At 42.9% G+C, this 26510-nt stretch carries 26 protein-coding genes; 17 read left to right on the forward strand and 9 right to left on the reverse strand.

Features of this window, described 5'->3' with window-relative positions:
• Positions 1-65 precede the first annotated feature (65 nt).
• Positions 66-986 (reverse strand): DMT family transporter, encoded by a 921-nt coding sequence (locus MKY50_RS01405; RefSeq protein ID WP_341116038.1) that lies wholly within the window; start codon positions 984-986, stop codon positions 66-68.
• Positions 983-1810, reverse strand: coding sequence for an AraC family ligand binding domain-containing protein (locus MKY50_RS01410; RefSeq protein WP_015382640.1), 828 nt, complete (start codon positions 1808-1810; stop codon positions 983-985). Before MKY50_RS01410 ends, MKY50_RS01405 begins: the two co-directional genes overlap by 4 nt.
• Positions 1811-3002: 1192 nt before the next feature.
• On the opposite strand from MKY50_RS01410, the gene MKY50_RS01415 reads away from it, so the two are divergent.
• The 3 genes from MKY50_RS01415 (at position 3003) to MKY50_RS01425 (ending at position 5554) form a co-directional block, all read left to right on the forward strand.
• The gene (locus tag MKY50_RS01415; protein ID WP_076458348.1) at positions 3003-3434 is read left to right on the forward strand and encodes a transcriptional regulator; all 432 of its coding nucleotides are present in this window, start codon (positions 3003-3005) and stop codon (positions 3432-3434) included.
• A 177-nt stretch (positions 3435-3611) separates the two neighbouring features.
• A complete protein-coding gene (locus MKY50_RS01420) occupies positions 3612-3854 on the forward strand; it encodes a phage holin (protein WP_033881264.1) in 243 nt (80 codons plus the stop codon).
• Positions 3855-4249: 395 nt separating this feature from the next.
• Positions 4250-5554, forward strand: a complete 1305-nt coding sequence (locus tag MKY50_RS01425) for a LysM peptidoglycan-binding domain-containing protein (protein ID WP_153530033.1) — start codon at positions 4250-4252, stop codon at positions 5552-5554.
• A 109-nt stretch (positions 5555-5663) separates the two neighbouring features.
• Here MKY50_RS01425 and MKY50_RS01430 read toward each other — a convergent pair whose 3' ends face one another.
• A complete protein-coding gene (locus MKY50_RS01430; protein ID WP_341116041.1) occupies positions 5664-6491 on the reverse strand; it encodes a hypothetical protein in 828 nt (275 codons plus the stop codon).
• Between the two features lie 646 nt (positions 6492-7137).
• A complete protein-coding gene (locus tag MKY50_RS01435; RefSeq protein WP_129110428.1) occupies positions 7138-7368 on the reverse strand; it encodes a hypothetical protein in 231 nt (76 codons plus the stop codon).
• Between the two features lie 369 nt (positions 7369-7737).
• Here MKY50_RS01435 and purT point away from each other — a divergent pair, with 369 nt between their 5' ends.
• From purT to trhO, 11 genes are all read left to right on the forward strand, one after another.
• On the forward strand, positions 7738-8907 hold the full coding sequence (purT, locus tag MKY50_RS01440) for a phosphoribosylglycinamide formyltransferase 2 (protein WP_264099899.1): 1170 nt from the start codon (positions 7738-7740) through the stop codon (positions 8905-8907).
• 143 nt (positions 8908-9050) lie between these two features.
• The gene (mpr, locus tag MKY50_RS01445) at positions 9051-9992 is read left to right on the forward strand and encodes an extracellular metalloprotease Mpr (protein WP_015252930.1); all 942 of its coding nucleotides are present in this window, start codon (positions 9051-9053) and stop codon (positions 9990-9992) included.
• Positions 9955-10353 carry a YbfJ family protein gene (locus tag MKY50_RS01450; RefSeq protein WP_024571582.1) on the forward strand — a complete coding sequence of 133 codons (399 nt, stop codon included), beginning with the start codon at positions 9955-9957 and terminating at the stop codon, positions 10351-10353. The genes mpr and MKY50_RS01450 overlap by 38 nt, the downstream gene beginning before the upstream one ends.
• Before the next feature lie 165 nt (positions 10354-10518).
• Positions 10519-11409: an enantioselective carboxylesterase CesB gene (gene cesB / locus MKY50_RS01455; protein WP_019712564.1), complete on the forward strand. Its 891-nt coding sequence runs from the start codon at positions 10519-10521 to the stop codon at positions 11407-11409.
• Positions 11410-11603: 194 nt separating this feature from the next.
• On the forward strand, positions 11604-12137 hold the full coding sequence (gene pssA / locus MKY50_RS01460) for a CDP-diacylglycerol--serine O-phosphatidyltransferase (protein ID WP_341116044.1): 534 nt from the start codon (positions 11604-11606) through the stop codon (positions 12135-12137).
• Positions 12128-12616 (forward strand): DedA family protein, encoded by a 489-nt coding sequence (locus tag MKY50_RS01465; RefSeq protein WP_003234861.1) that lies wholly within the window; start codon positions 12128-12130, stop codon positions 12614-12616. The genes pssA and MKY50_RS01465 overlap by 10 nt, the downstream gene beginning before the upstream one ends.
• Positions 12609-13400, forward strand: a complete 792-nt coding sequence (locus MKY50_RS01470; RefSeq protein ID WP_003234858.1) for a phosphatidylserine decarboxylase — start codon at positions 12609-12611, stop codon at positions 13398-13400. Before MKY50_RS01465 ends, MKY50_RS01470 begins: the two co-directional genes overlap by 8 nt.
• A gap of 54 nt (positions 13401-13454) precedes the next feature.
• On the forward strand, positions 13455-13733 hold the full coding sequence (locus MKY50_RS01475) for a hypothetical protein (protein WP_021481898.1): 279 nt from the start codon (positions 13455-13457) through the stop codon (positions 13731-13733).
• A gap of 104 nt (positions 13734-13837) precedes the next feature.
• On the forward strand, positions 13838-15178 hold the full coding sequence (locus MKY50_RS01480; protein ID WP_338382268.1) for an erythromycin esterase family protein: 1341 nt from the start codon (positions 13838-13840) through the stop codon (positions 15176-15178).
• Between the two features lie 107 nt (positions 15179-15285).
• Positions 15286-16173, forward strand: a complete 888-nt coding sequence (locus MKY50_RS01485; protein ID WP_003246240.1) for a helix-turn-helix transcriptional regulator — start codon at positions 15286-15288, stop codon at positions 16171-16173.
• A 199-nt stretch (positions 16174-16372) separates the two neighbouring features.
• Positions 16373-17341 (forward strand): oxygen-dependent tRNA uridine(34) hydroxylase TrhO, encoded by a 969-nt coding sequence (trhO, locus tag MKY50_RS01490; RefSeq protein WP_017694986.1) that lies wholly within the window; start codon positions 16373-16375, stop codon positions 17339-17341.
• Between the two features lie 34 nt (positions 17342-17375).
• Here trhO and gltP read toward each other — a convergent pair whose 3' ends face one another.
• From gltP to nagB, 3 genes are all read right to left on the reverse strand, one after another.
• Positions 17376-18620, reverse strand: coding sequence for a glutamate-aspartate/proton symporter GltP (gene gltP, locus MKY50_RS01495; RefSeq protein ID WP_003234847.1), 1245 nt, complete (start codon positions 18618-18620; stop codon positions 17376-17378).
• 144 nt (positions 18621-18764) lie between these two features.
• The gene (gene ptsG, locus MKY50_RS01500; protein ID WP_029317245.1) at positions 18765-20660 is read right to left on the reverse strand and encodes a glucose-specific PTS transporter subunit IIBC; all 1896 of its coding nucleotides are present in this window, start codon (positions 20658-20660) and stop codon (positions 18765-18767) included.
• Between the two features lie 20 nt (positions 20661-20680).
• Entirely contained in the window at positions 20681-21430 is a 750-nt protein-coding gene (gene nagB / locus MKY50_RS01505) for a glucosamine-6-phosphate deaminase (protein WP_003246480.1), read from the reverse strand.
• A gap of 218 nt (positions 21431-21648) precedes the next feature.
• Here nagB and gamR point away from each other — a divergent pair, with 218 nt between their 5' ends.
• From gamR to MKY50_RS01520, 3 genes are all read left to right on the forward strand, one after another.
• Positions 21649-22356, forward strand: a complete 708-nt coding sequence (gene gamR, locus MKY50_RS01510) for a transcriptional regulator GamR (protein ID WP_003234841.1) — start codon at positions 21649-21651, stop codon at positions 22354-22356.
• Positions 22357-22389: 33 nt separating this feature from the next.
• Entirely contained in the window at positions 22390-22665 is a 276-nt protein-coding gene (locus MKY50_RS01515; protein ID WP_015252923.1) for a DUF1648 domain-containing protein, read from the forward strand.
• A gap of 209 nt (positions 22666-22874) precedes the next feature.
• Positions 22875-23945 carry a branched-chain amino acid aminotransferase gene (locus MKY50_RS01520; protein ID WP_019712566.1) on the forward strand — a complete coding sequence of 357 codons (1071 nt, stop codon included), beginning with the start codon at positions 22875-22877 and terminating at the stop codon, positions 23943-23945.
• Positions 23946-23981: 36 nt separating this feature from the next.
• Here MKY50_RS01520 and mmuP read toward each other — a convergent pair whose 3' ends face one another.
• The gene (gene mmuP, locus MKY50_RS01525; protein ID WP_131227071.1) at positions 23982-25394 is read right to left on the reverse strand and encodes an S-methylmethionine permease; all 1413 of its coding nucleotides are present in this window, start codon (positions 25392-25394) and stop codon (positions 23982-23984) included.
• 119 nt (positions 25395-25513) lie between these two features.
• Positions 25514-26461, reverse strand: a complete 948-nt coding sequence (mmuM, locus tag MKY50_RS01530; protein WP_015252920.1) for a homocysteine S-methyltransferase — start codon at positions 26459-26461, stop codon at positions 25514-25516.
• Between the last annotated feature and the right edge of the window lie 49 nt (positions 26462-26510).

Genomic DNA, 26510 nt, shown 5'->3' on the forward strand with positions numbered 1-26510 from the left:
ACAATAGTTGATTTGTAACGCAGCGTGAGATGTCTGTCGTCTACCCATAAACTGTAATTTAGACATTAAGCATCCATTTTACATCCATTCTCCAACAGCTTCGCTTTCGGTTTCATCTCCGAAATGTAGAGGCCTAAAAGCGTAAGGGCGCCTCCTAGAAGAGCGATCCATGTCATGTTTTCATGCAGGACCAGGACGGAGGCGGCGATTGTGATAACCGGGACCATGTATATATACGCACTGGATTTGACGGCTCCGAGCACGCCAACTGAATAATTCCAAGTGGCGAAGCACAGGGCCGAAGCGCCAATCCCTAAGAAAAGCATGTTGAGTATATTTGAAGCAGATGAAAATCGGCTTAGGTCAAAATGGAAGTCGAACAAAAATAAAGCGGGAACCATAAATAATAGGCCATACAAAAATACTCTCTGTGTCAGCTCGATGATGTGGTGTTCGTAAGCGCTTAATTTTTTCATGAATATCGAGTATCCGCCAAACACGAGAGCAGCCCCGGCAGCCATGATGTCTCCGAGCGGATTTAGACGCAGTACGATATTGCCGTTGAACGTAATCAATAAAAGCCCGATCAGTGCCGAGCCAAATCCAATGAAAAAAGTCAGCCGCAGTTTTTCGCCTTCAAGCAGAAAATGGGCCAAAACCGCAGTGATCATCGGTATAATGGACACGATCATGCCGACATTGGAGGCGTATGTATAGGTGAGAGCTATATTTTCTAATAGAAAGTATAAGGTTACGCCAAATAAACCAGCTCCGGCAAACAACAGCTCCTGCCGCCAATTTCTGAACGGAATCATGTTGGGACGGACGAGGATAAGAGCGATAAAGCCCATCAAAAACCGATAAAATAATATTTCCATTGGAGAGAAGTCAGCCAGCAGAACTTTTGTCGAAATAAAGGTCGTCCCCCAAATCAGAATGGTCACAATGGCTGCGATATGCCCCGAAGTTTCTCTTTGTATGTTCATCTGTGAAGCTCCTTTTCAAAAATCTTCATGTATTGCTTCGGCGTCAGCCCCACCTGCCGTTTAAAAAACTTCGTCATATGGCTCTGATCGCTGAATCCTGTCTGAAATGCCGCATCAATCGGTCTTACTCCTTGTTCAAGGAGTTTTTTGGCTTGATTAATCCTGATTGTTTCCATGTAGCTATTAGGGGTAATGCCTTTTTGTTTTGTAAATGAACGCAATAAATGATACTTGCTCCAGCCTGTTAATTCACTCAAATCATTGAGTGTGACATTTTCGGCATAATGCTCTTCTAAAAATTCACAAACCATTTTGACTTCGTCTGATGGTTCTGGAACGCTGCTAAGGAACGTGACATCTGAATAATGGCGGATCAGCTCCTCTAATAGATGAAGAAACAGCTCCTCCTTACGCAAAGCTTGTTTTTCCTCGGATATCAAAATATGCAATTCCTGCAGGCTTGCTGTCAGCTCATGGCGGAATAACACATGCTGGGAGAAATAAGGGAGGTGCCCGGCGCCAGTAATCTCTTTCACCGCCTTCTCCATGATATCCGGCATGACATTGATACACCGATAATCAAGCGTCCGGCCGTCAATCTGTTCACAGCTATGCGTGTCACGGGGGTTAAAGAGGAGAAGATCACCTGGATTGATGATATATTCTTGATCCTGACAGGCCAGATACCGTTGCCCTTTTTCAATAAATCCAATCACATAATAATCGTGAAAGTGGTTCGGGAACTTTTGCATAATTCCCTTGAAGCGGTAGGCTTCTATATGAAGGTGTGGGTCAAGCTGCAGTGTGCGGGTTTCATTTTGCATGGGATGCCTCCTGTCGGTGTGGTGGTCTTGGATTAAGTGTAGCATTATTTAGGGGGATTTCTTGTATGATGTTGCTGTTTAGGAATAGAGAAAGCAGACCGTTATTGGTCTGCTTTCTTTTCCATCAGTCATGAATAGGATTTGTGGTGCCCATCTCAACTAATGTAAACGTATACATATTGTGCTAATAAGCGGGCATCTGGATTTTTCCAACTCAACAGGGCTTTAAAATCTATGCTGACTTTCTATGTGAACGAATTCTGTCAGCGGGTAGAAGAAAACAGGAGGTCAAAAATATACTCTGATTTCACCTACGTTCGTTATAACTTAGTATTTTAAAATTAAACATCTGGTAAAGAAGTATATCGACACAAATTTTCAAGAAGGTTTATATGATGAATGATTCAAACTTGTTGTGAACGTATTATGCCACGTAGGGCATTATATTAGTTGTTCACCACATTTACCGCTAACACCAGCCATTGGCAATCCGATTAAATCCTTTAGAAAATCAGCAGGTCAATTGGGCCCTCTGCCCTTTTTATATAAAATCACTGCCGCGTTGTAGACATAATGTCATTAAGCGCCCGTGGTTCTAATACCTAGCCTTACCTGTGCTGACAGGGATAAATTTTGTCACCTTATCAATAGTCCATGAGATCACTTGTGTCAGCAATTTTAATCAATTCGGGCAATTGACTTCTAGAAAAAGCATATATTCATGATTCTACCACATAGAAAGAGAGGAACTGGAAAAGTTCCGATGTTTGATTACTGTTTTTCCTCTTCAAAGGTTTGTCGAAAGTCCGGGTAACCGAGTTTTAGTTTTCATAGAGAGTGACGTAGGCTTTGAGACGCACTATCTATAAAAAGTCCTAATGGAATAGATTATGTATCAAACAAGCCTTTAAGGCTATGTCTATACCCTTTAGGTCTTTTATTTATAAAAAAATAAACTTTTGGATTATTTTTAGAGTTTTCAGCCAGAATAAGGTTACAAATATTAGAGATGAAAGAATTTTTTACAATTAAAATAGGTATATAGGGATAAATCTAAAAACAAATGAAAGGATGAAAGTAGGTTTCTTTTAACAAAAATTCCTTGTTTTTTATATCGAATGTTTTTGGGGACAATTAATTAAAATATGGAACACATGTTCGATTTTTTCTAGGAAAAGAAAGGTGATTGCATATGTATACACTTCAAGAAATTAGTAAACCTAAAAGAAAAAAACTAGTGAAAAATATTGAGAAGCACTTAAAGAACTACAATAATTACAAAGTTGCCATCCTTAATCTAAGTAAACAGCTTGAATTCATAGCTACAAATGATAATATGGAAATCTTTAAAGAAAGCATCGATGATGACTGTGAGTTTCAGGAATCGGTGGATAAACTCGCCAGTGAGTTGCAACATATCAAACTTCTAAAAGATTCAATCGATATTTCATTATCAGAATTAACAGAACTAGAGTACAGATTTGTTCAATACCGTTATTTCAAAAATTGGACCATCGAAAAAAGTGCACTAGAGATCGGTTATAGTGATAAAGCACTGTTTGTAATACGTAATCAGGTAATGGATAAATTATTGATCAGCTTAGGGAGCGTTGTTTACATGTAAAACTTGATAGAGCTGTATAAAAGCAGATTGGTACATAAAATCTTTAAAGTTGAAGATAGAAGTATAACTAAATCAAAATACTTCTACCTTTTTCTTTAAAGTTATCAATTATTATACTTTTAAAAAGATAGCTCTTAACTGATAGCAATAGATTTTAAAAATAAAGGAGATTTGATGATGGATAAAGGGACATTTGTTAGAACGTTCGTCTTGATCATAGCACTTATAAACCAACTACTCACAATATATAACAAATCACCTCTTCCTTTAGACAATGAACAATTGGAACAATTCGTATCTATGGTATTCACCTCTGTAGCAGCAATAATAGCATGGTATAAAAACAATTATGTTACAAAAAAAGGGCACTCACAAAAACAATTATTGAAGGAGAAGAATTTAATTAAAGTCAAAAAATAATAATCATAAGACCTGTAGCTCTCCTAAATAGGGGAGCTTTTTATTTATATACCTAGAATGAGATACATAAAATATAAAATTACTTTGCACTCAATGATAGGCGCATCATCTTTGACTGAGCTTACTAAGGGAGTAAGTCTATTATCTATCTAGAGATAGGAAGTTTATAAAATGAATGAGACAGGGAATTAAAAGTCAATTATAGCCCTAAAAAGTTGGTCATACTGCTTTTTTAACCTGTGCCTAAGAACCTAAGGTTGAATACTTTTTAGGTTCTTTTTTTTATTTTTATGGGATTTTTAGCTTACTTAATGAGTACTCTTAAACCTCATTCTAGATTTAAGATAATTATGTACTCTTCCTCATGGGGATTAAAAAAAAAATGGAGGTTTATTATGGCAACAACATATTCTACAACTACTTATACTGTTAAATCTGGAGACAATTTAGGAAGTATCGCTCAACGATTTGGAATGACATTGTCAGAGATCCAATCACTGAATAACATTAGCAACCCAGATAAAATTCAAGTCGGTCAAGTATTGAAAGTTTACGCTAGTGGCAATGATTCTGGCAGTGGGGGTTCCACACGAAAAACGACCACTTATACTGTTAAATCTGGAGACAATTTAGGAAGTATCGCTCAACGATTTGGAATGACGTTGTCAGAGATCCAATCACTGAATAACATTAGCAACCCAGATAAAATTCAAGTCGGCCAAGTATTGAAAGTTTACGCTAGTGGCAATGATTCTGGCAGTGATGGTTCCACACGAAAAACGACCACTTATACTGTTAAATCTGGAGATAATTTAGGAAGTATCGCTCAACGATTTGGAATGACATTGTCAGAGATCCAATCACTGAATAACATTAGCAACCCAGATAAAATTCAAGTCGGCCAAGTATTGAAAGTTTACGCTAGTGGCAATGATTCTGGCAGTGATGGTTCCACACGAAAAACGACCACTTATACTGTTAAATCTGGAGACAATTTAGGAAGTATCGCCCAACGATTTGGAATGACATTGTCAGAGATCCAATCACTGAATAACATTAGCAACCCAGATAAAATTCAAGTCGGCCAAGTATTGAAAGTTTATGATAATGGTAGTAACGATGATACAAAAGATGACAACTCGACTCCAGATAAAGGAGATGGTGGTTCATCTGTAACTTATGTAACCGAGAGTCAGTTAAATCAAATTGGATGGTCAAGCTCTTATATTTCAAAAGCTATGTTGCAAGATTTGAATAATTGTTTAGAAAGATACAACATTACAACTAGATCTAGACTTTGTCATTTTATTAGTCAATGTAGTCATGAATCCGGAGCTGGACGATGGAGAAAAGAATTAGCATCAGGGAGAGCGTACGAGGGACGCGCAGATCTAGGCAATACTCAACCAGGTGATGGTCCAAAATTTAAAGGAGCAGGTTATATTCAATTAACAGGTCGTTATAACTACACACGTTTTTCCAATGCAATTGGTGATTCTAAAATTATAAGTCTAGGTGTTGATTATGTAGCTAATAATTATCCATGGACTAGTGCGGGATTTTGGTGGCATTCAAACAATATGAATGCACTATGTGATACTAATCCATCAGTTGAGGCAGTAACACGAAGGGTCAATGGCGGTTATAATGGATTAGAAGATCGTAGAATGTATTATAATAGATGTATTAAAGTATTCTAATTGATAGTGGAAATAGTATTTATCAGAGGGGCGGTTCAATGTATTGATGAACTGCCCCTTCTATTGAAAAATGTTTGGTATTTTCGTTTCAATAATTAGCGATGAATGATTAATGAATAACCATTATATCAATGAGTCGCTTAATTTTCTTATCGTCGCCTGTATCAACGTACACTTTTTTTGTATTTTTCTTAATGTCCTCAGTCTCTTTCTTCATTATCCCTTTATCTAAATTATCAGCGGAGTCCCAGCGTAAAGGAACATTGTATACATTAATCGTGCCATTCCCATTGCCGCTGTAAGTTACTGATCCATCCACTAACCGAGAACCTGCCAACTGGATCACATCTTCTGGATAGCTGGCACTGGAGTCATCATTAGGATTGATCGGTTCGCCGGCTGAAATATGGCGAACATTCAATTCATCTATATCTTGATTTGGCCCAAGCTGCAGCCAAACTCGGGCATATTCGATTTTATCGGATGAATATTCTCCCAGTACATTGTCATTTTCGCCTTTCCCCTCATTTCTTTCTTCTATTGAAGATGCTTCTTTTGAATGATCATCCGTTGCAGAACCTTTTGAAGAATTTTCCTCTGAATCCTTTGTTGCAGAACCTTTTGAGGAATTTTCCTCTGAATCCTTTGTTGCAGAATCTTTTGAGGAATTTTCCTCTGAATCTTTTGTTGCAGAGTCTTTTGAGGAATTTTCCTCTGAATCCTTTGTTGCAGATTCTTTTGAATTTGGCTCCGATTCTTCCTTGCCTATTTGATTGCTATCTTTAGTCTCATCGTTATTTTCTTCAGAATGTAAAGCAGAATCATTATCTGAAGGATTTTTTGATTCTTCTTTCTTATTGCCCGAACATGCAGCAAGCAATAACACGAGCAGTAGCAGGGCAACATTACAATAAAATAGCTTTCTAAGTTTCTTCATTATTTTATTCCTCTCCTTCAATCAACAACATACCATACAGGGAAAATATGTCAAGATTCTATGAACCTTAAAGAGTGTACTTTGAAGTTCAACTCTAGGACGATTATTAATACTAATACTTAGATTGATTCCTCTAAGATCGCCCAAAGTAACAGTAAATTGCTGAGTTTGTTGGCTTCAATGGCCTCTGTCTGGTACACCCTGTGGCATTTCGCTAGAACTCCCTATTAGTATGGTAACATGGTGAATTTAGGAAAGGAGCGAAAACTGAAAAAATACAAAAAAACGGTTCTTTTTTACTGATTCTTTTTAATTATTTTACTCATGGGCAGGAGAAGCTGCTGAAGTCAGCTTCGGCGTGAATTCTCGTCAGCTTCTTGTACCAGTTCTATGTTTTTTCGCGTTTTGCCAGACTAAATGCATTAGCTAAGTTCATTAATGTTTCGGTTGGGTTTGCGGGATTGATTGATGACGCTATTTTGTTCCGTGCTTCCTGTTAGTCGGCTTGCTTTCAAGGAGAGACAGGGCTGGCTCCGGTTTGGAATGAGAAACTTGGCTGTTTCATTTATTCGTGCTTTTTAATGCCGGCGCGAATTATTTGGGTGTGTATCTTCATTTAGTTTTCCCATTCATGCATGACGTTAAATCAATGCTGGGTCGGTTGGTTAATAAAGGAGATGATATCAAGTGCGTGAGAAAGATTCAAAATGCCGACATCATATTGTCCAAATGTGTTTAGAGAATTGTTAGCCTGAATTGGCGCATCGTTTGTCAGATTAGCTGCGCAGTTCTGCCAGTAGACGGCGTTTTTCTTTTTGATAGTGAATTTGGAGGTGCGAGAAGCGGAAAGGAACTGGTGATGCTTGGAACAAGACATCGGGGCTGGCATTTTGCAGGAGTGGATATGTCAGAGTGAGTGCTAGATGAGTGTGAAAAAAATGATGTGCTGGAGAATCAAGCGGCTTTGATAGAAGAAGATATCACTCAACATTTATTTGATAGTGTGTTTTCGCGTGCGACATGTATGCTTGTGCTGCATTTTTTGCATGACTCTGAATGCCAAACGTGAATTTTTGAGATGTATAACACATCAGCTGGAAAACGGAGATCTTCTGTGCTGGCTTCCATTTATGGGGAGTCCATTTATTTTCGTTTTAATGGCGGAGGGAAAGTAAGATCTTCTTATTTTGTTTTCTTTAATAAAAATTTATTTTTCAAATATTTCAGTTATAATGGTTTGGAACAGATAGGAGGGGCAAAGATGTATCAATCAAAGAAGGTTTTATTGTTAGGTTCAGGTGAATTAGGTAAAGAGGTAGTGATTGAAGCCCAGCGTCTTGGGGTACAGACGGTGGCAGTTGACAGTTACGAGCATGCTCCGGCGATGCAGGTCGCGCATAACAGTTATGTCGTTGATATGCTGGACCCAGATCAGATCAGAACCATTATTGAGAAAGAAAAGCCGGATTTGATTGTGCCTGAGGTGGAGGCGATCGCGACGGATGAATTGCTGAAGCTTGAAGAGGAAGGATTTCACGTCATCCCGAATGCCCGTGCGGCCAAGCTGACGATGGATCGGGAAGGCATCAGACGGCTTGCGGCGGAAACGCTTGGACTTGCGACGGCTGGCTATGAATTTGCGAATACATATGATGAATTTATACAAGCGGCAGCACAGATCGGTTTTCCTTGTGTCGTTAAACCATTGATGAGTTCTTCTGGAAAAGGCCAAAGTATCTGCCGCTCTGAAGCGGATTTAGAGAGCTGCTGGGAGACGGCGATGGAAGGCGGACGGGTGAAAAACGGCCGCGTGATCGTTGAGGAGTTTATCCCATTCGAATCAGAAATCACACTCTTAACCGTACGTGCGGTTAACGGTACGGCATTTTGCGAGCCGATCGGTCATGTGCAAAAGGACGGGGATTATATCGAATCATGGCAGCCGCATGATATGACAGAGCAGCAAATAGAAGAAGCGAAGCATATTGCGAAAACGATCACGGATGAGCTTGGCGGATACGGTCTGTTTGGTGTTGAGCTGTTCCTTGCGAAAGATAGGGTATATTTCAGTGAGGTATCTCCTCGTCCGCATGATACGGGTCTTGTCACGCTGGTGACGCAAAATTTGTCAGAATTCGCACTGCATGTCCGGGCGATTCTCGGCTTTCCGATTACAGAAATCACACAGCTTTCTCCTGGCGCCAGCAGGCCCCTCAAAGCGCCGGAAGAATTAGCGGATTACACTGTTGAAGGATTGGAAAACGCACTGGCAGTCCCAAAGACTCAAGTGCGCGTCTTTGGAAAGCCGATAACGAAAGCCGGACGTCGTATGGCAGTTGCGCTTTCTGCTGCTGATTCAGTTGAAACGGCAAGAGAGAATGCAAAGAAAGCGTTGGAACAGCTTACGATAAAATAGAGTTTGAGCAGGTCTTGTCATGGGACAAGGCCTGTTTTTTTCTTCCTTCATAAAAGTTTTATCATAAGAATCAGAAACCTGATTATAATGTAAAAGTCTTCCATCCCTACGGGTGGTTGACACTAAAGGAGGGAGATGACAAAATGAAATTAGTTCCAAGATTCAGAAAACAATGGTTCGCTTACTTAACGGTTTTGTGTTTGGCATTGGCAGCAGCGGTATCTTTTGGCGTACCGGCAAAAGCGGCAGAGAACCCGCAAACTTCTGTATCGAATACTGGTAAAGAAGCTGATGCCACGAAAAACCAAACGTCAAAAGCAGAACAGGTTTCCGCCCCTTATGAGGGAACCGGAAAAACAAGTAAATCGTTATACGGCGGCCAAACGGAACTGGAGAAAAATATTCAAACCTTACAGCCTTCGAGCATTATCGGAACTGATGAACGCACCAGAATCTCCAGCACGACATCTTTTCCATATAGAGCAACTGTTCAACTGTCAATCAAGTATCCCAACACTTCAAGCACTTATGGATGTACCGGATTTTTAGTCAATCCAAATACAGTCGTCACGGCTGGACATTGTGTGTACAGCCAGGATCATGGATGGGCTTCGACGATAACCGCCGCGCCGGGCCGCAATGGTTCGTCATATCCGTACGGTACTTATTCAGGCACGATGTTTTACTCCGTCAAAGGATGGACGGAAAGCAAAGACACCAATTATGATTACGGAGCTATTAAATTAAACGGTTCTCCTGGAAACACGGTTGGCTGGTACGGCTACCGGACCACAAACAGCAGCAGTCCCGTGGGCCTTTCCTCGTCAGTGACAGGATTCCCGTGTGACAAAACCTTTGGCACGATGTGGTCTGATACAAAGCCGATTCGCTCCGCTGAAACGTATAAGCTGACCTATACAACCGATACGTACGGCTGCCAAAGCGGCTCGCCTGTTTATCGAAACTACAGTGATACAGGGCAGACAGCGATTGCCATTCACACGAACGGAGGATCGTCATATAACTTGGGAACAAGGGTGACGAACGATGTATTCAACAATATTCAATATTGGGCAAATCAATAAATACAGCAAACTAGCCATATTCATGTCTATTTTGTTTTTATGCGGATGCAGTTCGCAGACGCATTCTTCTCAAAAAGAAACGACTATTCCTGTCACTCTTCATGTGGAGGATGCTAAGGGGCTGCCGGTCGCAGGGGTTCAAGTGACGATTGTCAAAGCGCCCTCTTCAGATGAGGAGCCGAGTACAGAGATTGGCGAGATACTTGGTAAAACAGACAAAAACGGAGATATCAAATGGGATACCGGCAGAAAAGGCGATTACTCAGTCGCGTTGACGAAGGGTGAAACATCAGTAACCCATCAGATCTCGTTAACAGAGGATAAAAAAGATCATGCCATTCCATTAGTCTTCAAAGAATAGCAGTTTCCTTGATTTTAAGGGAACTGCCTTTTTTATTTATTGCAGGAAACCAAACTATATACTGGAAATTTATTATGTGAGATAATAAGAAATAGGTATTTTTTCTTACGAGACAAAAGGGGCGTTATCCTTTATATCAATCAAACCCGGAGGAAAAAGAAGAAGATGATACAAGATTCAATGCAGTTTGCCGCGGTTGAAAGTGGTCTGCGCTTTTACCAGGCATATGATCAAAGCCTTTCTTTGTGGCCGATTGAGTCGGAAGCATTCTATGTTTCTACTCGTTTTGGAAAAACACATATCATTGCAAGTGGGCCAAAGGACGCACCTTCGCTCATTTTGCTTCACGGAGGCCTTTTCAGCTCTGCGATGTGGTATCCGAATATCGCAGCGTGGAGCAGTCAATTTCGTACATATGCGGTCGATATAATAGGAGACAAAAATAAAAGTATACCATCAGCAGCCATGGAAACGAGAGCTGATTTTGCAGAATGGATGAAAGATGTCTTTGATTCTCTTGGACTTGAGACGGCACACCTGGCCGGCCTTTCGCTTGGCGGGTCCCATATCGTGAATTTCTTACTCCGCGCGCCTGAAAGAGTAGAGCGGGCGGTTGTTATGAGTCCCGCTGAAGCGTTTATTTCATTTCATCCGGATGTCTATAAATACGCTGCAGAGCTTACAGGGGCAAGAGGAGCTGAATCATATATCAAGTGGATCACAGGCAACAGTTATGATCTGCATCCTTTACTGCAAAGACAAATTGTGGCGGGCGTGGAATGGCAGGATGAGCAAAGGAGCCTGAAGCCGACAGAAAACGGCTTTCCGTACGTGTTCACAGACCAGGAATTGAAATCGATACAAGTCCCGGTACTGCTGATGTTCGGTGAGCACGAGGCCATGTACCATCAGCAAATGGCCTTTGAGCGGGCTTCGGTATTGGTGCCGGGAATTCAGGCTGAAATCGTAAAGAACGCCGGACATCTGTTATCTCTGGAGCAGCCAGAGTACGTCAATCAACGCGTCTTGTCCTTTTTATGCGGGGGGATAAAATAGTAAGGAACATGAAAAGATTGGCATTCGTTTTTCAAAAGGTAACAAATGTTGTATAATAATAGAATTTGAATGCTGCTTTTTTGGGAGCATTCTATGTTATCATGCTTATTGGAGAAAAATTTTTCCTGTAACGCTATTCGATCACTATCGTCAAATAATATAGATGGTTTTACAATTGGAGGTTTGGTTACACTGTGAATTACATCCCCTGTATGATTACGATAGGAAACTTCATTTGCGGATTGCTGGCGATTCATTCCTTGCTATATCACAACATTCATTCAGCAGTGCTTTTTATTTTTACAGGCATGTTCCTTGATTTCTTTGACGGGATGGCTGCTCGTAAGCTGAATGCCGTTTCTGATATGGGGAGAGAACTGGATTCGTTTGCCGATCTGGTTACGTTTGGGGTGGCCCCTTCTATGCTTGCTTACAGTGTCGCGTTGTATACCCTGCCATTTATCGGGATCTTATGCGCATTGATGTACAGCATTTGCGGAATGCTTCGCCTCTCTAAATTTAACATTGAACAAAGCAAGCTCCCGACGTTTATCGGTATGCCGATTCCGTTTGCGGGCATGTGTCTCGTTATTCTAAGCTTCACCTATAACCCGATCCTTCTGGCAATCGGCACTTGCGGACTTTCATATTTGATGGTGAGTAAAATAAAATTCCCTCATTTTAAAAAACATGCGGCAGAAAACCTGGAGTCCGGGAGATGGAATTAGTTCAGCAGCTCATAGCGGATTACGGTTATCTCGCTATTTTTTTGATGTTGGTATTAGGGATTGTAGGATTGCCGATTCCAGATGAAGTAATGATGACCGTTGTTGGCTATTTCACGCATACCGATGTATTGAATTATGAGCTTTCGATATTGATTAGTTTTGTCGGGGCTTTGTTAGGTATGCTGATCAGCTACATGATTGGCAGAAAAGCCGGACGCCCGTTTATCGATAAGTACGGCAAGTGGGTCGGCTTAAAAGAAAAGAGAATGATGAAAGTGGAAAAATGGATGAAGAAATACGGTCCATATTCTCTTATTTTAGGTTATTTTATTCCCGGCGTCAGACATGTGACGTGCTACTTTTCGGGGATCGGCAAAATGGATCTGAAAACGTATGTTGCGTTTGCTGCAATCGGCGCCTTTTTGTGGTGCTTTGTTTTTATTACAATCGGAAGGGTTATAGGGATTATTCATGTTTAATACGGCTGTAAAGATTCTGTATCGATCATTGATAGAGCTGACGAATCATCGTCTGTCATCCTATCTGATTAAAGGATTTTGCGAGTCGAAAATCAGCAAACCGGTCATTCCGCTTTTCTCAAAACATTTTCGGCTGAATTGGGATGATGTGGACGGTACGGCTGCTGATTACGGATCGCTGTCCGAATTGTTCATTCGACAAATAAATCTGGAGCGGCGCCCTGTGTCAAAAGAGGCGCATGCGGTGGTCAGCCCTGTTGACGGTGTGGTTCAGACGGTAGGAATCATCAACCCGAATCAAACCTTTACGGTGAAGGGAAAAGATTACTCATTCGCTGAGCTGACCGGCTGTAAAAGCGCAGACCATCAATACAACGGCGGATATTTCGTCGTGCTGTATCTAAGCCCGAGGCATTATCACCGTTTCCATTCTCCGATCAGCTGCAGGTATCAAAAGCTGGCCGAGCTCGGAAATCGCTCATACCCGGTAAATCAACTAGGCTTAAAATACGGGAAAGATGTGCTGTCGAAAAATTATCGGTTTGTGTACGAGCTGAATAGCGGCAGCCGAAATGTCCTGATGATTCCTGTCGGCGCGATGAATATTAATTCTATCGTGCAGACGAGCACCCGTGCTGAATTGGAGATCGGCGAAGAGCTGGGATACTTTTCATTCGGGTCAACCGTCATTTTGATTTTTGAAAAAGACGCGTTCCAGCCGTCCGCCCATTTAGCAGAAGGCCAAGAAGTTCAAGTCGGAGAACTGATAGGTTATGAAGAGTAAGAAGAGGAGCTTGCATAAACGCAGCGCCTCTTTTTTTGAAGAAAGGTGAGACTTATGGAGAAACAAATCATCAGCTGGATTACAGATTATCAAAACACCGGAGATGAAGCCGTCCTGCGGCAAGTGCGAGAAGTGTGCTGGCCGATCGTTGAAGCGGTTTTGCAAGAGAAGGCAATAGATGATGAACAAGCGAACAATTTGCGCGAAAAAGGAATCGAGCGGTTTCCGTTCATCATCAGCAAATACCAAGCGGATGTGCAGCTTCCGGTTGAGACATTTTTACGAAATACGTATCGGTTTTACTTTCATCAGGTGATGAGAGAATCCAGCTAAAGCTTCTTTCAACAGAGAAGCTTTTTTTGTTGGTGAAAAAAGGAATCTTTTTCTATATCTATCTCGTAATGACTAGAGAACCTAGCAGAAAAGGAGAGATAGAATTGAAACGAATGATAGTGAGAATGACCCTGCCGCTGCTGATTGTCTGTCTGGCGTTTTCTTCTTTTTCAGTCTCGGCACGTGCTGCTTCTGAAGAAAAATATTGGGATTCATGGATTGAACGACATGCACAGCCGCTGGATGCTTCCAATGCTTCAAACAAAGACCTTCGATTTCTAAAGAAGGTGCTGAAAGGGAAACGAATCGTTCAGTTAGGGGAAACGACACACGGCGCTGGTGAAATCAACGCCACAAAGGTCAGAATGATCAAATATCTCCACGAAGAGCTGGGATACGATGTATTGGCATTTGAGTCTGGCTTTCCTGATACAAATGCATCCTACCTTAATATGGACCAATTAACCCCTAAAAGCACGATGAAAAACTCCATTTACGCTGTATGGCACACAGAAGATGTCGTTGAATTGTTTGATTACATGAAAGAGCAAAAAGAGAAAGGCGATCCGCTGATCCTTACCGGTTTTGATATTCAAAGCATGAAGAATTCATTCAATGATGCTGCGACTCATTGGGTAAAAGCGGTGGACCCTGAGAAAGCAGAGTTGCTCTCCCAATCAGAAAATGATTTTTCAACATTAGTGACAGACAGCAATACGTTTGATGAATTTTCGCAAAAGAAGGAAGAGCTTGTGAAAAACTATCAGAAGCTGATCAATTTCACTAAAACACATGCTTCAGAGCTAAAAGAAAACCTTCCAAAAGAGCCGAAAGCTTATGAGATGTTTATGCATTCTCTTCAGCTGAGAATTGACGTAATGGAAACGTATATGCTGGAAGAAATGAAAGAAAAACTAGAGGAGTATCCGGAGAATATTGAGGATTTTTCATTCTTTATGAGAGACCGCATGATGGCTGAACAATTTCAGTGGGTAGCTGACACCCTTTATCCGAAAAAGAAAATCATTGTCTGGGGCCACAATTACCATCTACGCAAACAGAATACGAAGATGATAAAGGACTGGGTACAGCTAAATGGCCCTAACATGGGTGATTATTTGCCGGAGCGGCTGAAAAAACAAACATATACGATTGGCATTTATGCTTACTCAGGTGCGAGTCTTGATAGCTCCGATAATAAGACTGTTAAGCCGGTTACAAGCCCGCCGCCGTCTGGGAGCCTTGAAGCTTTGCTGAAAGCGGCGGACCGACCGGCTGTTTTTGTTGATTTTCTCCATACAAAAAACAAGAAAGGCACTTCGTGGATGTATACCCCCCGCACAGCACTCTATTGGGGATTCACAGAAGAGCAGCTGATCCTTAAGGAACAATATGACGGTGTCATTTGGCTGGAGCATATCACACCATCTGTCATTATCAAGTGAGCGGTGTCCCCTGTGGTAAACAGGGGATTTTTACATATCGCAAAAATAATCAAAACATATAATCCGTGATCCATTATTCTAAAACAGAAAGGAGATTGGAGCGTGCAATGTATTATGAAAAAGCTGTCCAGAAAACAATCAATTGGATTGAATCACATTTACATGAGCAAATATCAAACGAGGATATTGTTAACGTTTCAAGCTTTTCAAAATTCCATTTTCATCGGATTTTTCAAAAAGAAGTCGGCATGTCGGTTGCTTCTTATATTCGGTTAAGACGTCTTGCGAATGCGGCGGCAGCTTTGCTTTATACAGATCATCGTATTATCGATATTGCTTTGTATTATCAGTTTGAATCTCAAGAAGCATTTACGAGGACGTTCAAAAAGATGTATCACATGCCGCCAGGAGCATACCGAACATTTATGAAACGCTTTACTTCAAAAAAGGAGGAATCTTACATGGAGAAAAAAATGAAAGGCTGGGTATTGAGCGGGAGCCATCCGTTCCAATTCGAAATGGGGATTGACCGGGAAAATGTACATCAGGGAAAAGCTTCAGGGTATTTAAAGTCAACGATGGTTCAGGATATCGGTGAATTTGCGACGATGATGCAGCAATTCAAAGCAGATCGCTATCTAGGAAAAAGGCTTCGTCTATCAAGTTTTATCAAAACAAAGGGGGTGCAGCATTTTGCCTCACTTTGGATGCGGGTTGACAGTGCTGCTGATGATGTTCTCCAATTTGATAATATGAGCAACAGACCTATTACCGGAACAACCAATTGGAATCATTATGCTATCGTTTTAGATGTCCCAGAAAATAGCGCTGTGATATCTTTTGGCGTTCAATTATCTGGGCCGGGTCAGGTGTGGATGGATCATGTTGTTTTTGAAGAGGTAGATGAGAGCGTTCCTTCAACAAACCTTGAAATGCCGGGAGAACTTTTAGATGAACCGGTAAATTTATCTTTTGAAGAGGAACTACAAAAATAGTTTTCAGACAACTATTTTTATTAGTGAGTTATTGGAAAATACTATTTGTTATTAATAAACCCTTGTGCTGCTTAGGTTTGTAAGAGCTTGGATATTTTTATCAGTCTGGGCGGATCTGTTCATCTTTGCGGCATTTTCCTGTATGATATAGTAAGAGTGTGCATAGCAACTAACTATAATTGAACAGGGTGTTTAAAACATGGAAAAACAATACAGAGTATTACTTTACTATAAATATGTTCCGATTGAAGATCCAGAGGCGTTTAGAGAGCAGCATCTGGCTTTTTGTAAGGAGCTTGGTTTGTTAGGCCGTATCCTTGTTTCTTCTGAAGGAATTAACGGTACGGTATCAGGTACGGTTGAACAGACTGAAAAATATATGGAAACGATGAAAGCTGATCCTCGTTTTGCGGACATGGTATTTAAAATTGATGAAGCAGAAGGCCATGCCTTCAAAAAAATCTTCGTCCGCCATAAAAAAGAGCTTGTAACGCTTCGTCTTGAAGATGATGTCGATCCGAACGAAACAACAGGCCAGCATTTGAAGCCTGCAGAATTTTATGAGAAGATGCAGGATCCAAACACAATTGTCATCGACGCGCGTAATGATTACGAGTATGACCTAGGCCATTTCAGAGGTGCGGTCCGTCCTGACATCGAAGCCTTCCGCGAATTACCTGAATGGATCGAAGAACACAAAGATATGCTTGAAGGCAAAAAGATTTTAACGTACTGTACAGGCGGCGTACGCTGTGAAAAGTTCTCAGGATGGCTGGTGAAGCAAGGCTTTGAAGATGTAGCACAGCTTGACGGCGGAATCGTGACATACGGAAAAGATCCAGAGGTGCAAGGCAAGCTTTGGGACGGCCAGTGCTACGTATTTGATGAAAGAATCAGCGTGCCTGTCAACCGTGTCGAGCATGTGATTGTCGGCAAGGACTACTTTACAGGAGAACCGTGTGAGCGTTATGTGAACTGCGCAAATCCATCTTGCAATAAAAAAATGATATGCACACCGGAAAATGAGTATAAATATATGCGCAGCTGCAGCCACGAATGCCGCACGAACCCAAGAAACCTGTATGTGAAAGAGCATAATATGACAGTAGAAGAAGTAAACGCAAGACTGGCAGCGATTGAAACAGAAGATCACGCTGCTGCTGAATAATAAAAAGAACACCTCGGATTGAGGTGTTTTTTTTCTATATGCTTTCGGTTTGGCTGTTTGCGGAAACCCATTCTTTTTGGCGGAAGGCCTTTTCCCATTTTGATACCACGATACAGGCGATCGCATGTCCCGGTACGTTCACGCCTGTTCTCGCCATGTCCATGACGCGGTCAACACCCGCGATAATGGCAACGCCTTCAGCCGGCAGTCCTACAGCATTGGCAGTCGCCAGAAGAACTACAAGCGATCCTGAGGGTACAGCTGCAATGCCTTTACTGGTCATCACAAGCACAAGCATCATGAGCAGCTGCTGGGACAATGTCATGTCTACTTGAAAGGCCTGTGCGAGAAAGATACAAGAAACCGATAAATATAAGCTGGAGCCGTCACAGTTCAATGACAAGCCGGAGGGAACTACAAATGATACCACTCGTTTGGGACAGCCGTATTTCTCCATTCTATCCATCAGCTGAGGGAGAATGGTTTCAGTGCTGGTGGTGGAAAATGCAATTAAAAACAGATCCCATATCATTTTCAATACTTCGAAATACTTAATCTGAAAGATGAGACCGACAAGCGGAAAGAGGACAAAGAGGATCAGGAACAGGCCAAGGAATACGGTGCCAACCAGCTTAAACATAGGGAGGAGGAGTTCAATGCCGTATTGGCCTACAGAAGCTGCCATCAGGGCTAACACGCCGATAGGAGCAGTGACCATGACGATTTGTGTGAGCTTGAACATAATCTGAGCGGTAGATTCAAAGAACTTCATTACTGGTTCAGAAGCTTTGCCGATACCAGCTGCGGCGACACCAAATAAAATGGCGAAGAAAATAACGGCAAGCAAATCATTTCTGGCCATGACATCAATAATGTTTGTAGGGATAATATCCAGGATCATTTGCTTGAAATCAACAACTTTGTCTGTGTAGCCGGAAAGTTCATGGATATCTTTTTTTGCCAAATGGGAGAGGTCAAGCCCGACACCTGGTTTTAAGACATTCGCTAATAAAAGTCCAAGCCCTAATACCAACGTTGTAATCACTTCGAACCAAATGATCGTCTTGATACCAAGGCTGCCCATTTTTTTCATGCTTCCGCTTCCTGCGGCTCCAATGACAATGGTAGAAAACACAATCGGCACAACAATCATTTTAATCAGGCGGATAAATCCATCTCCGACAGGCCTCAGTGCCATCCCGAAATCAGGAAAAAAGTGGCCGATCACTGCGCCGACAGCCAAAGCGATTAAAATTTGAAACGCGATTAATTTTTTCAAATGAATCCCCCTTTAGAACGATAGAATTTAGGCATATTCATATCATTCGTGATTCAAATGCAAACACCTTTTTTCAAGTTATTTTATTTTGACAGCGCTTTCATTATGTTGGCGAAAAAGTCCCCCGCAGCAGGGGGGACTTTTTTACTTCATTTGAATGTGCTTTAGATCTTCTTCAGAGGTATTTGTGAAAATAACCGGTGTTATGGCTGAAGCGGCATGCTGCTTGATGTAATTGAGGTCAAAGGTGAGAAGCAGTTCGCCTTGTTTGACGGCTTGTCCGCTTGTGACATGTGCTTCAAAGCCTTCCCCATTTAGTTTGACGGTATCAACGCCGACATGAATCAGAATTTCAGTGCCGCCGGCGCTCATAAAGCCGATGGCGTGTTTTGTCGGAAAAATCGAGACGATCTCGCCGTCCGCAGGTGCAACGACTTTTCCTTCTGATGGTATAATCGCAAATCCCTCGCCCATCAGTTTTTCTGAAAAGACTTGATCAGGCACATCTTTTAAAGAGACTGTTTCTCCTTTAATCGGATAAATAAAGGTCTCACCGAAATCGGGCTTCTGCTGTTTGTCAGTTACCGTGTCAAGCGTGGCGGCGGTGGAAGGGACGCCTCCGGCTATGATTGTTTTGATGTCGTCTTTTAAGGCATCGGACTTGGTTCCGAATATTGCTTGGAAGTTGTTGTTGACCTCCAGCACACCTACTGCACCAAGCCGTTTTAATTCATCCTTGCTGACTTGGCTTGGCTGATGAACGGTCACACGAAGCCTTGTGATACATGCATCCAGGTTAGCGATATTTTGCTGTCCGCCCAAGGCCTGCAGCACGTGAAAGGCAAGCTGGTCTTTTGCAACTGGAGCTTTCTCCTCATTCTGACCGTCTTCATCTGTCTCACGGCCGGGCGTTTTCAAATTCCATTTCAGAATCGTAAATCGGAACAAATAATAATAAATGAAAGCAAACACGATCCCGACAGGAATGACAACCCAGCCGTTTGTAGACAGTCCGTAGTTCAAGACGTAGTCAATTCCGCCGCCTGAGAACGTATAGCCGTGGCGGACATGGAATAAATCACAAACGACAAAGATGACGCCGGCAAGAATAGAGTTAATCAAATAGAGCACAGGCGCAACGAACAAGAAAGAAAACTCAACCGGCTCTGTAATTCCGGTCAGCATAGATGTGAGTGCCGCAGAAATCATCACGCCGGAGATCATTTTTTTCTTTTCCGGACGCGCGGTATGGATAATGGCAAGAGCAACTGCCGGCAGACAGAAAATCATGTAAGGGAAATCCCCCATCATAAAGCGCCCGGCTGTCGGGTCTCCCGCGAAAAACCTTGTCAGGTCTCCGGTTACGGTGTTGCCTGTTGATGGGTCTGTGTATTCTCCCATCATAAAATAGAAAGGCGTATAAAAAATATGATGCAGGCCAAAAGGAATCAGCAAACGATAGATCGTTGCATAAAAGAACAGGCCGACTGTTGAATCGGCAATTAAACTGCTGGCTGCGTTAATTCCGTTTTGGATCAGCGGCCAAACGAATGAGAAAATGACGCCGATCACCAATGAACTGACGGAAGTAATAATCGGGACAAAGCGTTTTCCAGAGAAAAATCCAAGGACCGGATGCAGCTCGATTGATGAAAACCGCTTATATAAATAGGCGGCGAGAAGCCCGATAATGATTCCTCCGAAAACCCCCATATCAATCAGGTGCTCGGCTCCTTCATACGGAGGCTGAAGGCCGAGTAATTTTCCCATATTGTCGAGGGTGACGGTTAAAATTAAGTATCCGATGACAGCGGCAAGTCCGGCTACACCTTCTCCGCCGGCTAATCCGATCGCGACCCCCACGGCGAAAATCAGCGGAAGGTTATCGAATACAACGCCGCCCGCATCCTTTATAATAGGGATGTTCAGTAAATCCTTGTCTCCGAAACGGAGCAAAAGACCTGCTGCCGGCAGGACGGCAACCGGAGTCATCAACGCGCGGCCAAGCTGCTGCAGAATTTGAAATGCCTTTTTAAACATGACAGTCTCCTTTTATTGTGTTATGAGAATGATGCACTCTTTAATTTTTGAGCTGCTTTATAATCGGCGATAACGGTTACATGATTGTGTTTTTGAAGAATGGAGGCTGGTACATCTGTCGTGACAGGACCTTCAGCCATCTTTTGAATGGCGTCTGCTTTTTCCTCGCCGCTTGCTAAAAGCACAATATGTTTGCTGAATTCCATGATGGTTTTAATGCCCATTGAAATCGCGAGTCTCGGCACCAGCACCGGATCGCCGCCGAAGAATCTGGCATTTGCCTGTATCGTGCTTTCCGAGAGCTTCACAACACGTGTCCGGTCTTCAAAATCAGATCCCGGTTCATTAAAACCGATATGGCCATTGGCGCCGATGCCGAGAATTTGGACATCAATGCCTCCCGCCTGGCGGATGAGATCCTCGTATACTTTGCATGCCGCCTCAAGCTGCGGATTGTCTCCTTGCGGGATATGAATATGATCAGGCTGCATATTGATATGCTGAAAAAGATGCTCATGCATAAAATGGTTATAACTTTGCGGATGAGATGGAGAGAGACCAGCATATTCATCCAAATTAAATGTAGTAACCTTTGAAAAATCAATTTCGCCTGCCTGATAGTCTGAAATCAACTGCTTATACAAGCCGACCGGTGTGCTTCCTGTTGCCAGGCCGAGAACGGCATCTTTCTTAGCTTGTATTTGTTCTTTAATAATGGCAGCGCTTAACTTACAGAGTTCTTCGTAGTGCTCGGCGATCAGAATCTTCATGTGACACCCCCTCAAAGAGATAGACAAGCACCATATTTGTTATGACCAATTTATGATACTTGTCATTACGAATTTAGCACCGCCCTTATCAAACTGTCAATATTAATTTCTGAAAATTTGTTATAAAAGAAGGATACAAATCTTTCATATTGGGAGGGCAAATGGTATTATGGTCTCAATGAAAAAGAACGGATTGCATACAGAATGGGGAGAATGAAATGACAGCTTTATATTCTGTTATCAAGTTTAAAATCATTGAGTTAATTAAATCGGGCAAATATCAGGCGAATGATCAGCTGCCGACGGAGAGTGAGTTTTGCGAACAATATGATGTCAGCAGAACAACTGTGAGACTGGCTCTGCAGCAGCTAGAGCTTGAGGGATATATTAAAAGAATTCAAGGAAAAGGGACATTTGTTTCGGCGGCAAAAATACAAACGCCGATTCCGCATAAGATTACGAGCTTTGCAGAACAAATGAGAGGCCTTCGTTCTGAATCAAAAGTGCTTGAGCTTGTTGTGATTCCTGCCGATCACTCCATTGCCGAGCTTTTGAAAATGAAAGAGAATGAACCTGTCAACAAGCTTGTCAGAGTCAGATACGCCGAGGGGGAACCTTTGCAGTATCATACCTCATATATTCCCTGGAAGGCGGCACCGGGGCTGGCACAGGAGGAATGCACCGGCTCACTGTTTGAATTGTTAAGGACAAAATACAATATTGAAATCAGCAGGGGCACGGAATCGATCGAACCGATTTTAACGGATGAAACGATCAGCGGCCACTTATTAACCAATGTCGGAGCGCCTGCGTTTTTATCAGAATCCCTTACCTATGATAAAAATGAAGAAGTGGTGGAATATGCGCAAATTATTACCCGGGGAGACCGAACGAAATTCACCGTTGAACAGTCATATCATTCATAAAGCAATGTGTTTTAAGAAGGGAATGGTGGTTCTATGTTTTTATTGACGAATGGAAAAGTGCTGTGGGGAGCAGTGATTGCTGCATTCATCCTTTCAATTGTATTTTACCCTTTTCTGCCGACGCAGATGCCGATTCATTATGATGTTGCGAACAGTCCGGATCTGACGGTTAACAAGCTGGCGGGGACTGTGATGCTGCCTGTTTTGATGGTGGTGTTTGCATGGGCGCGGAAGATCAATTGGCAATTTGTATTCGCAGTGTATATTTTGCTGATTTGCCACATTGTCGTCCTTTGTTTAGCGGTCTAAATCAAACAGCCAGAATAAAACTGGCTGTTTTTCTTTAATTTCAGCTTCATCTGACAATGAATGTGGTGTATAATAGCTGATGATCCTAAAGAATATTCTGAAATTTATCGGTGTGGAGCGGCGTATCATGAAAGGAAGGGCTGTATGTTTTTTGCAACCTTAAAAAGACTGAATATTTAAACAATTATATGAAAGGTGTGCTGATCAGATTGAATAAGCTTATCGAACGAGAAAAAACTGTATATTATAAGGAAAAGCCCGACCCGTCTTCCTTGGGGTTTGGACAATATTTTACAGATTATATGTTTGTGATGGACTACGAAGAGGGAATTGGATGGCATCATCCAAGAATTGCACCGTACGCACCGCTTACGCTCGATCCGTCTTCATCTGTTTTTCATTACGGCCAGGCTGTTTTTGAAGGATTAAAAGCATACAGAACAGAGGATGGCAGGGTGCTCCTGTTCCGTCCGGATCAAAATATCAAACGGCTGAACAGATCGTGTGAGCGCATGAGCATGCCCCCTTTAGACGAAGAGCTGGTGCTTGAGGCATTGACACAATTAGTTGAGCTGGAGAAAGATTGGGTTCCAAAGAAAAAAGGAACGTCACTGTATATTCGTCCTTTTGTCATTGCCACAGAACCGAGTCTCGGTGTGAAGGCATCCAGGAGCTATACATTTATGATCGTGCTTTCGCCTGTCGGCTCCTATTATGGCGACGATCAGCTGAAGCCGGTTAGAATCTATGTCGAAGATGAGTATGTGCGGGCGGTCAACGGAGGAGTCGGGTTTGCAAAAACGGCTGGAAACTATGCCGCCAGTCTTCAGGCACAGCGGAAAGCGAATGAACTGGGCTATGACCAGGTACTGTGGCTGGACGCCATCGAAAAGAAATATGTGGAAGAAGTGGGAAGTATGAACATCTTTTTCGTCATAAACGGGGAAGCTGTCACACCTGCTTTAAGCGGAAGCATTTTAAGCGGGGTGACACGCGCGTCTGCGATTGAATTGATTCGAAGCTGGGGCATTCCGGTTCGTGAAGAGAGAATATCGATTGATGAGGTGTATGCGGCCTCTGCACGCGGAGAATTGACAGAGGTCTTCGGCACAGGCACGGCAGCAGTCGTTACGCCTGTCGGTGAACTCAACATCCATGGAAAAACGGTGATTGTAGGCGACGGGCAAATCGGGGACCTCTCGAAAAAGCTGTATGAAACGATAACAGATATTCAGCTTGGCAAGGTAAAAGGCCCGTTTAACTGGACAGTGGAAGTGTGAAAATCGAAAAAGAACCTGCCCGAAGGCAGGTTCTTTTTATTTTGAATAAGTCATATCAGCAGCCGGCTCGCTTTTGCGGTTTTTTACATAATATATTGCATAGCAAATGGCCATAAATGGAACGCCGCAATACAGTGCGATTCTTTGATTCGGATCAAAGGCAATGCCAACAACGGAAGCCAGGCATAACAGGAACGCAGCAATCGGCACGAACGGATACAAAGGGGTTCTGTATTTCAAATCAGTAACCTTGTTTCCCGCTTCGATATAACGTTTTCTGAACATGAATTGAGAAGCAGCGATTCCCATCCACACGACAACGACGGCAAAACCGGAAATCGACACGAGCACAACGTATACAGTGTCTGGCGCAAATACGCTGGACAGCAACGACAGAATGCCGCCGATCATGCTGAACACCAGCGCGTTAAAAGGGGTTCCTTTTGACGTCAGCTTTGCAAATGTCGGATGAAGCGTTTTTTCTTTTGATAAAGACCACAGCATCCGGGAAGAAGCGTAGAGTCCGGAATTAGCCGCTGACAGGATCGCTGTCAGGATAACAAAGTTCATGATATCGGCTGCGTATGGTACACCGACTCTGTCAAAGACAGCGACAAACGGGCTTTTGATGACACCTGCATCTTGAATCGGAATCAGCCCTGACAGCACAAAAATTGTTCCGACAAAGAAGAGTGAGAGACGCCAGACCGTTGTTTTAATCGCTTTTGGTATTGTCTTGTCAGGATCAACGCTTTCACCGGCTGCGATTCCGATTAGTTCCGTTCCCGAAAAGGCAAAATTAACGGACAGCATCGTCATCAAAATCGGGACAAATCCATTTGGAAAAAGCCCGCCTTCCGCGGTGAAGTTGGACAGCATCGGTGCGGCTTCTCCGCCTTTGATCGGGATGATGCCGAACATGGCAGAGCCGCCTAAAAGAATAAATAATACAATGGCTAATACTTTGATGCTGGAAAACCAAAATTCTGATTCAGCGAAAAACTTGACCGAAAATGCGTTAAGCAAGAAAATGAACAGCGCAAAGACGGCACTCCACATCCAAACCGATGTATGGAGAAACCAGCGCTGCATTAACAGGCCGGCTGCTGTGAATTCTGATCCCAATGCCACGGTCCATGTCAGCCAGTACAGCCAAGCAACCGTAAATCCGGTGCCCGGCCCTATGTATTTGGCTGCATAGGTGTGAAAGGCGCCGGTCACAGGCATGGCGACTGACAGCTCACCGAGGCATAGCATGACCAGATAGACGATGCCGGCCCCGACTAAGTAGGCGAGTATCGTTCCGGCCGGGCCTGCTTGCTGAATGGTATAACCTGAGCTTAAAAACAGCCCGGTTCCGATGACACCTCCCAAGGAAAGCATAAAGAGGTGCCGGCTTTTCATACTTCTCTGAAAGGTTGTCTCATTCTTGTTGTGGGCAGAGTTCATCTTTTTCCAACTTTCTATCAGCGATTTATTTCCTCCTAATAAAAAATCTCATGTCAGAAAGTGACACGAGAATCCGGCGAACCGGCTTTAAGTTAGAATATACAAACTATTCCGATAAGTCAAGTTGTTTTTAAAGAGCGGGCCCAAGCCGCAATTTCTTGAATATTTTCGGGTTTTGTCCGGCAGCAGCCGCCAATCAGCCTCGCTCCTTTTTCATGCCAGGTGCGGGCGCTCGCCCCGTAAGATTCTGCGCATGCTGCGCCGTTCCACGTTTTTGTTTCCGGATCATATTGCTCACCTGAATTCGGGTAGACAATGATCGGTTTTGACGTGTTCTTTTTTAACTCCTCTATCAAGGAAGGGATATGCTGAAGCGGCGTGCAGTTGATGCCGAGTGCTGCAATTTGGCGGTGTTCATCAAGCCATGATGCGCAATCAGATGCAGGTGTTCCGTCACTGATATGCAGGCCGTCTTTAGCACTGAAGCTGATCCATGCATACGTTTCAGGAAATTCCTTCAACAGCCGAACAATCGCTTTGGCTTCAGTCAGACACGGAATCGTTTCGCATGCCAATACATCAGCTCCGGCTTCAATCAGCGCCTTCATCCGGGGGCGATGAAATTCAATCAGTTCATCTTCTGATATTGCGTAGTTGCCGCGATACTCAGACCCGTCTGCAAGATAAGCGCCATAAGGGCCTATAGAAGCCGCAATGATGGGTTTTGGCCGATTCAAACGGTTCTCTTTAAGCGACCAAAATTCATCACGTGCTTCAGCTGCGATGCTGACGGACAACTCGATGAGCCGGCGTGCTTCCGCTTCGCTCAGCCCGCGTGCGGCAAAGCCTTCAAATGTAGACTGATAGCTGGCGGTGATTGCACAATCGGCACCTGCCGCAAAATAATCAGTATGAACTTGTTTAATCAGCTCCGGCTCTTCCATCAGGATTTTTGCTGACCACAGACTGTCGTTCAAATCACAGCCCTTGCGTTCAAGCTCGGTCGCCATGGCGCCGTCTAGAACAATAAGCGGGTATGTATCTAGTATGTGTTGGATAGGATTCATAGAATGTACCTTTCTTTCAGATTTTTTTGAAAAAGATATGAAAATCGTA

Origin of the sequence: Bacillus sp. FSL R7-0685 (assembly GCF_038002425.1) — a bacterium.
Taxonomy (GTDB): Bacteria; Bacillota; Bacilli; order Bacillales; family Bacillaceae; genus Bacillus; species Bacillus subtilis.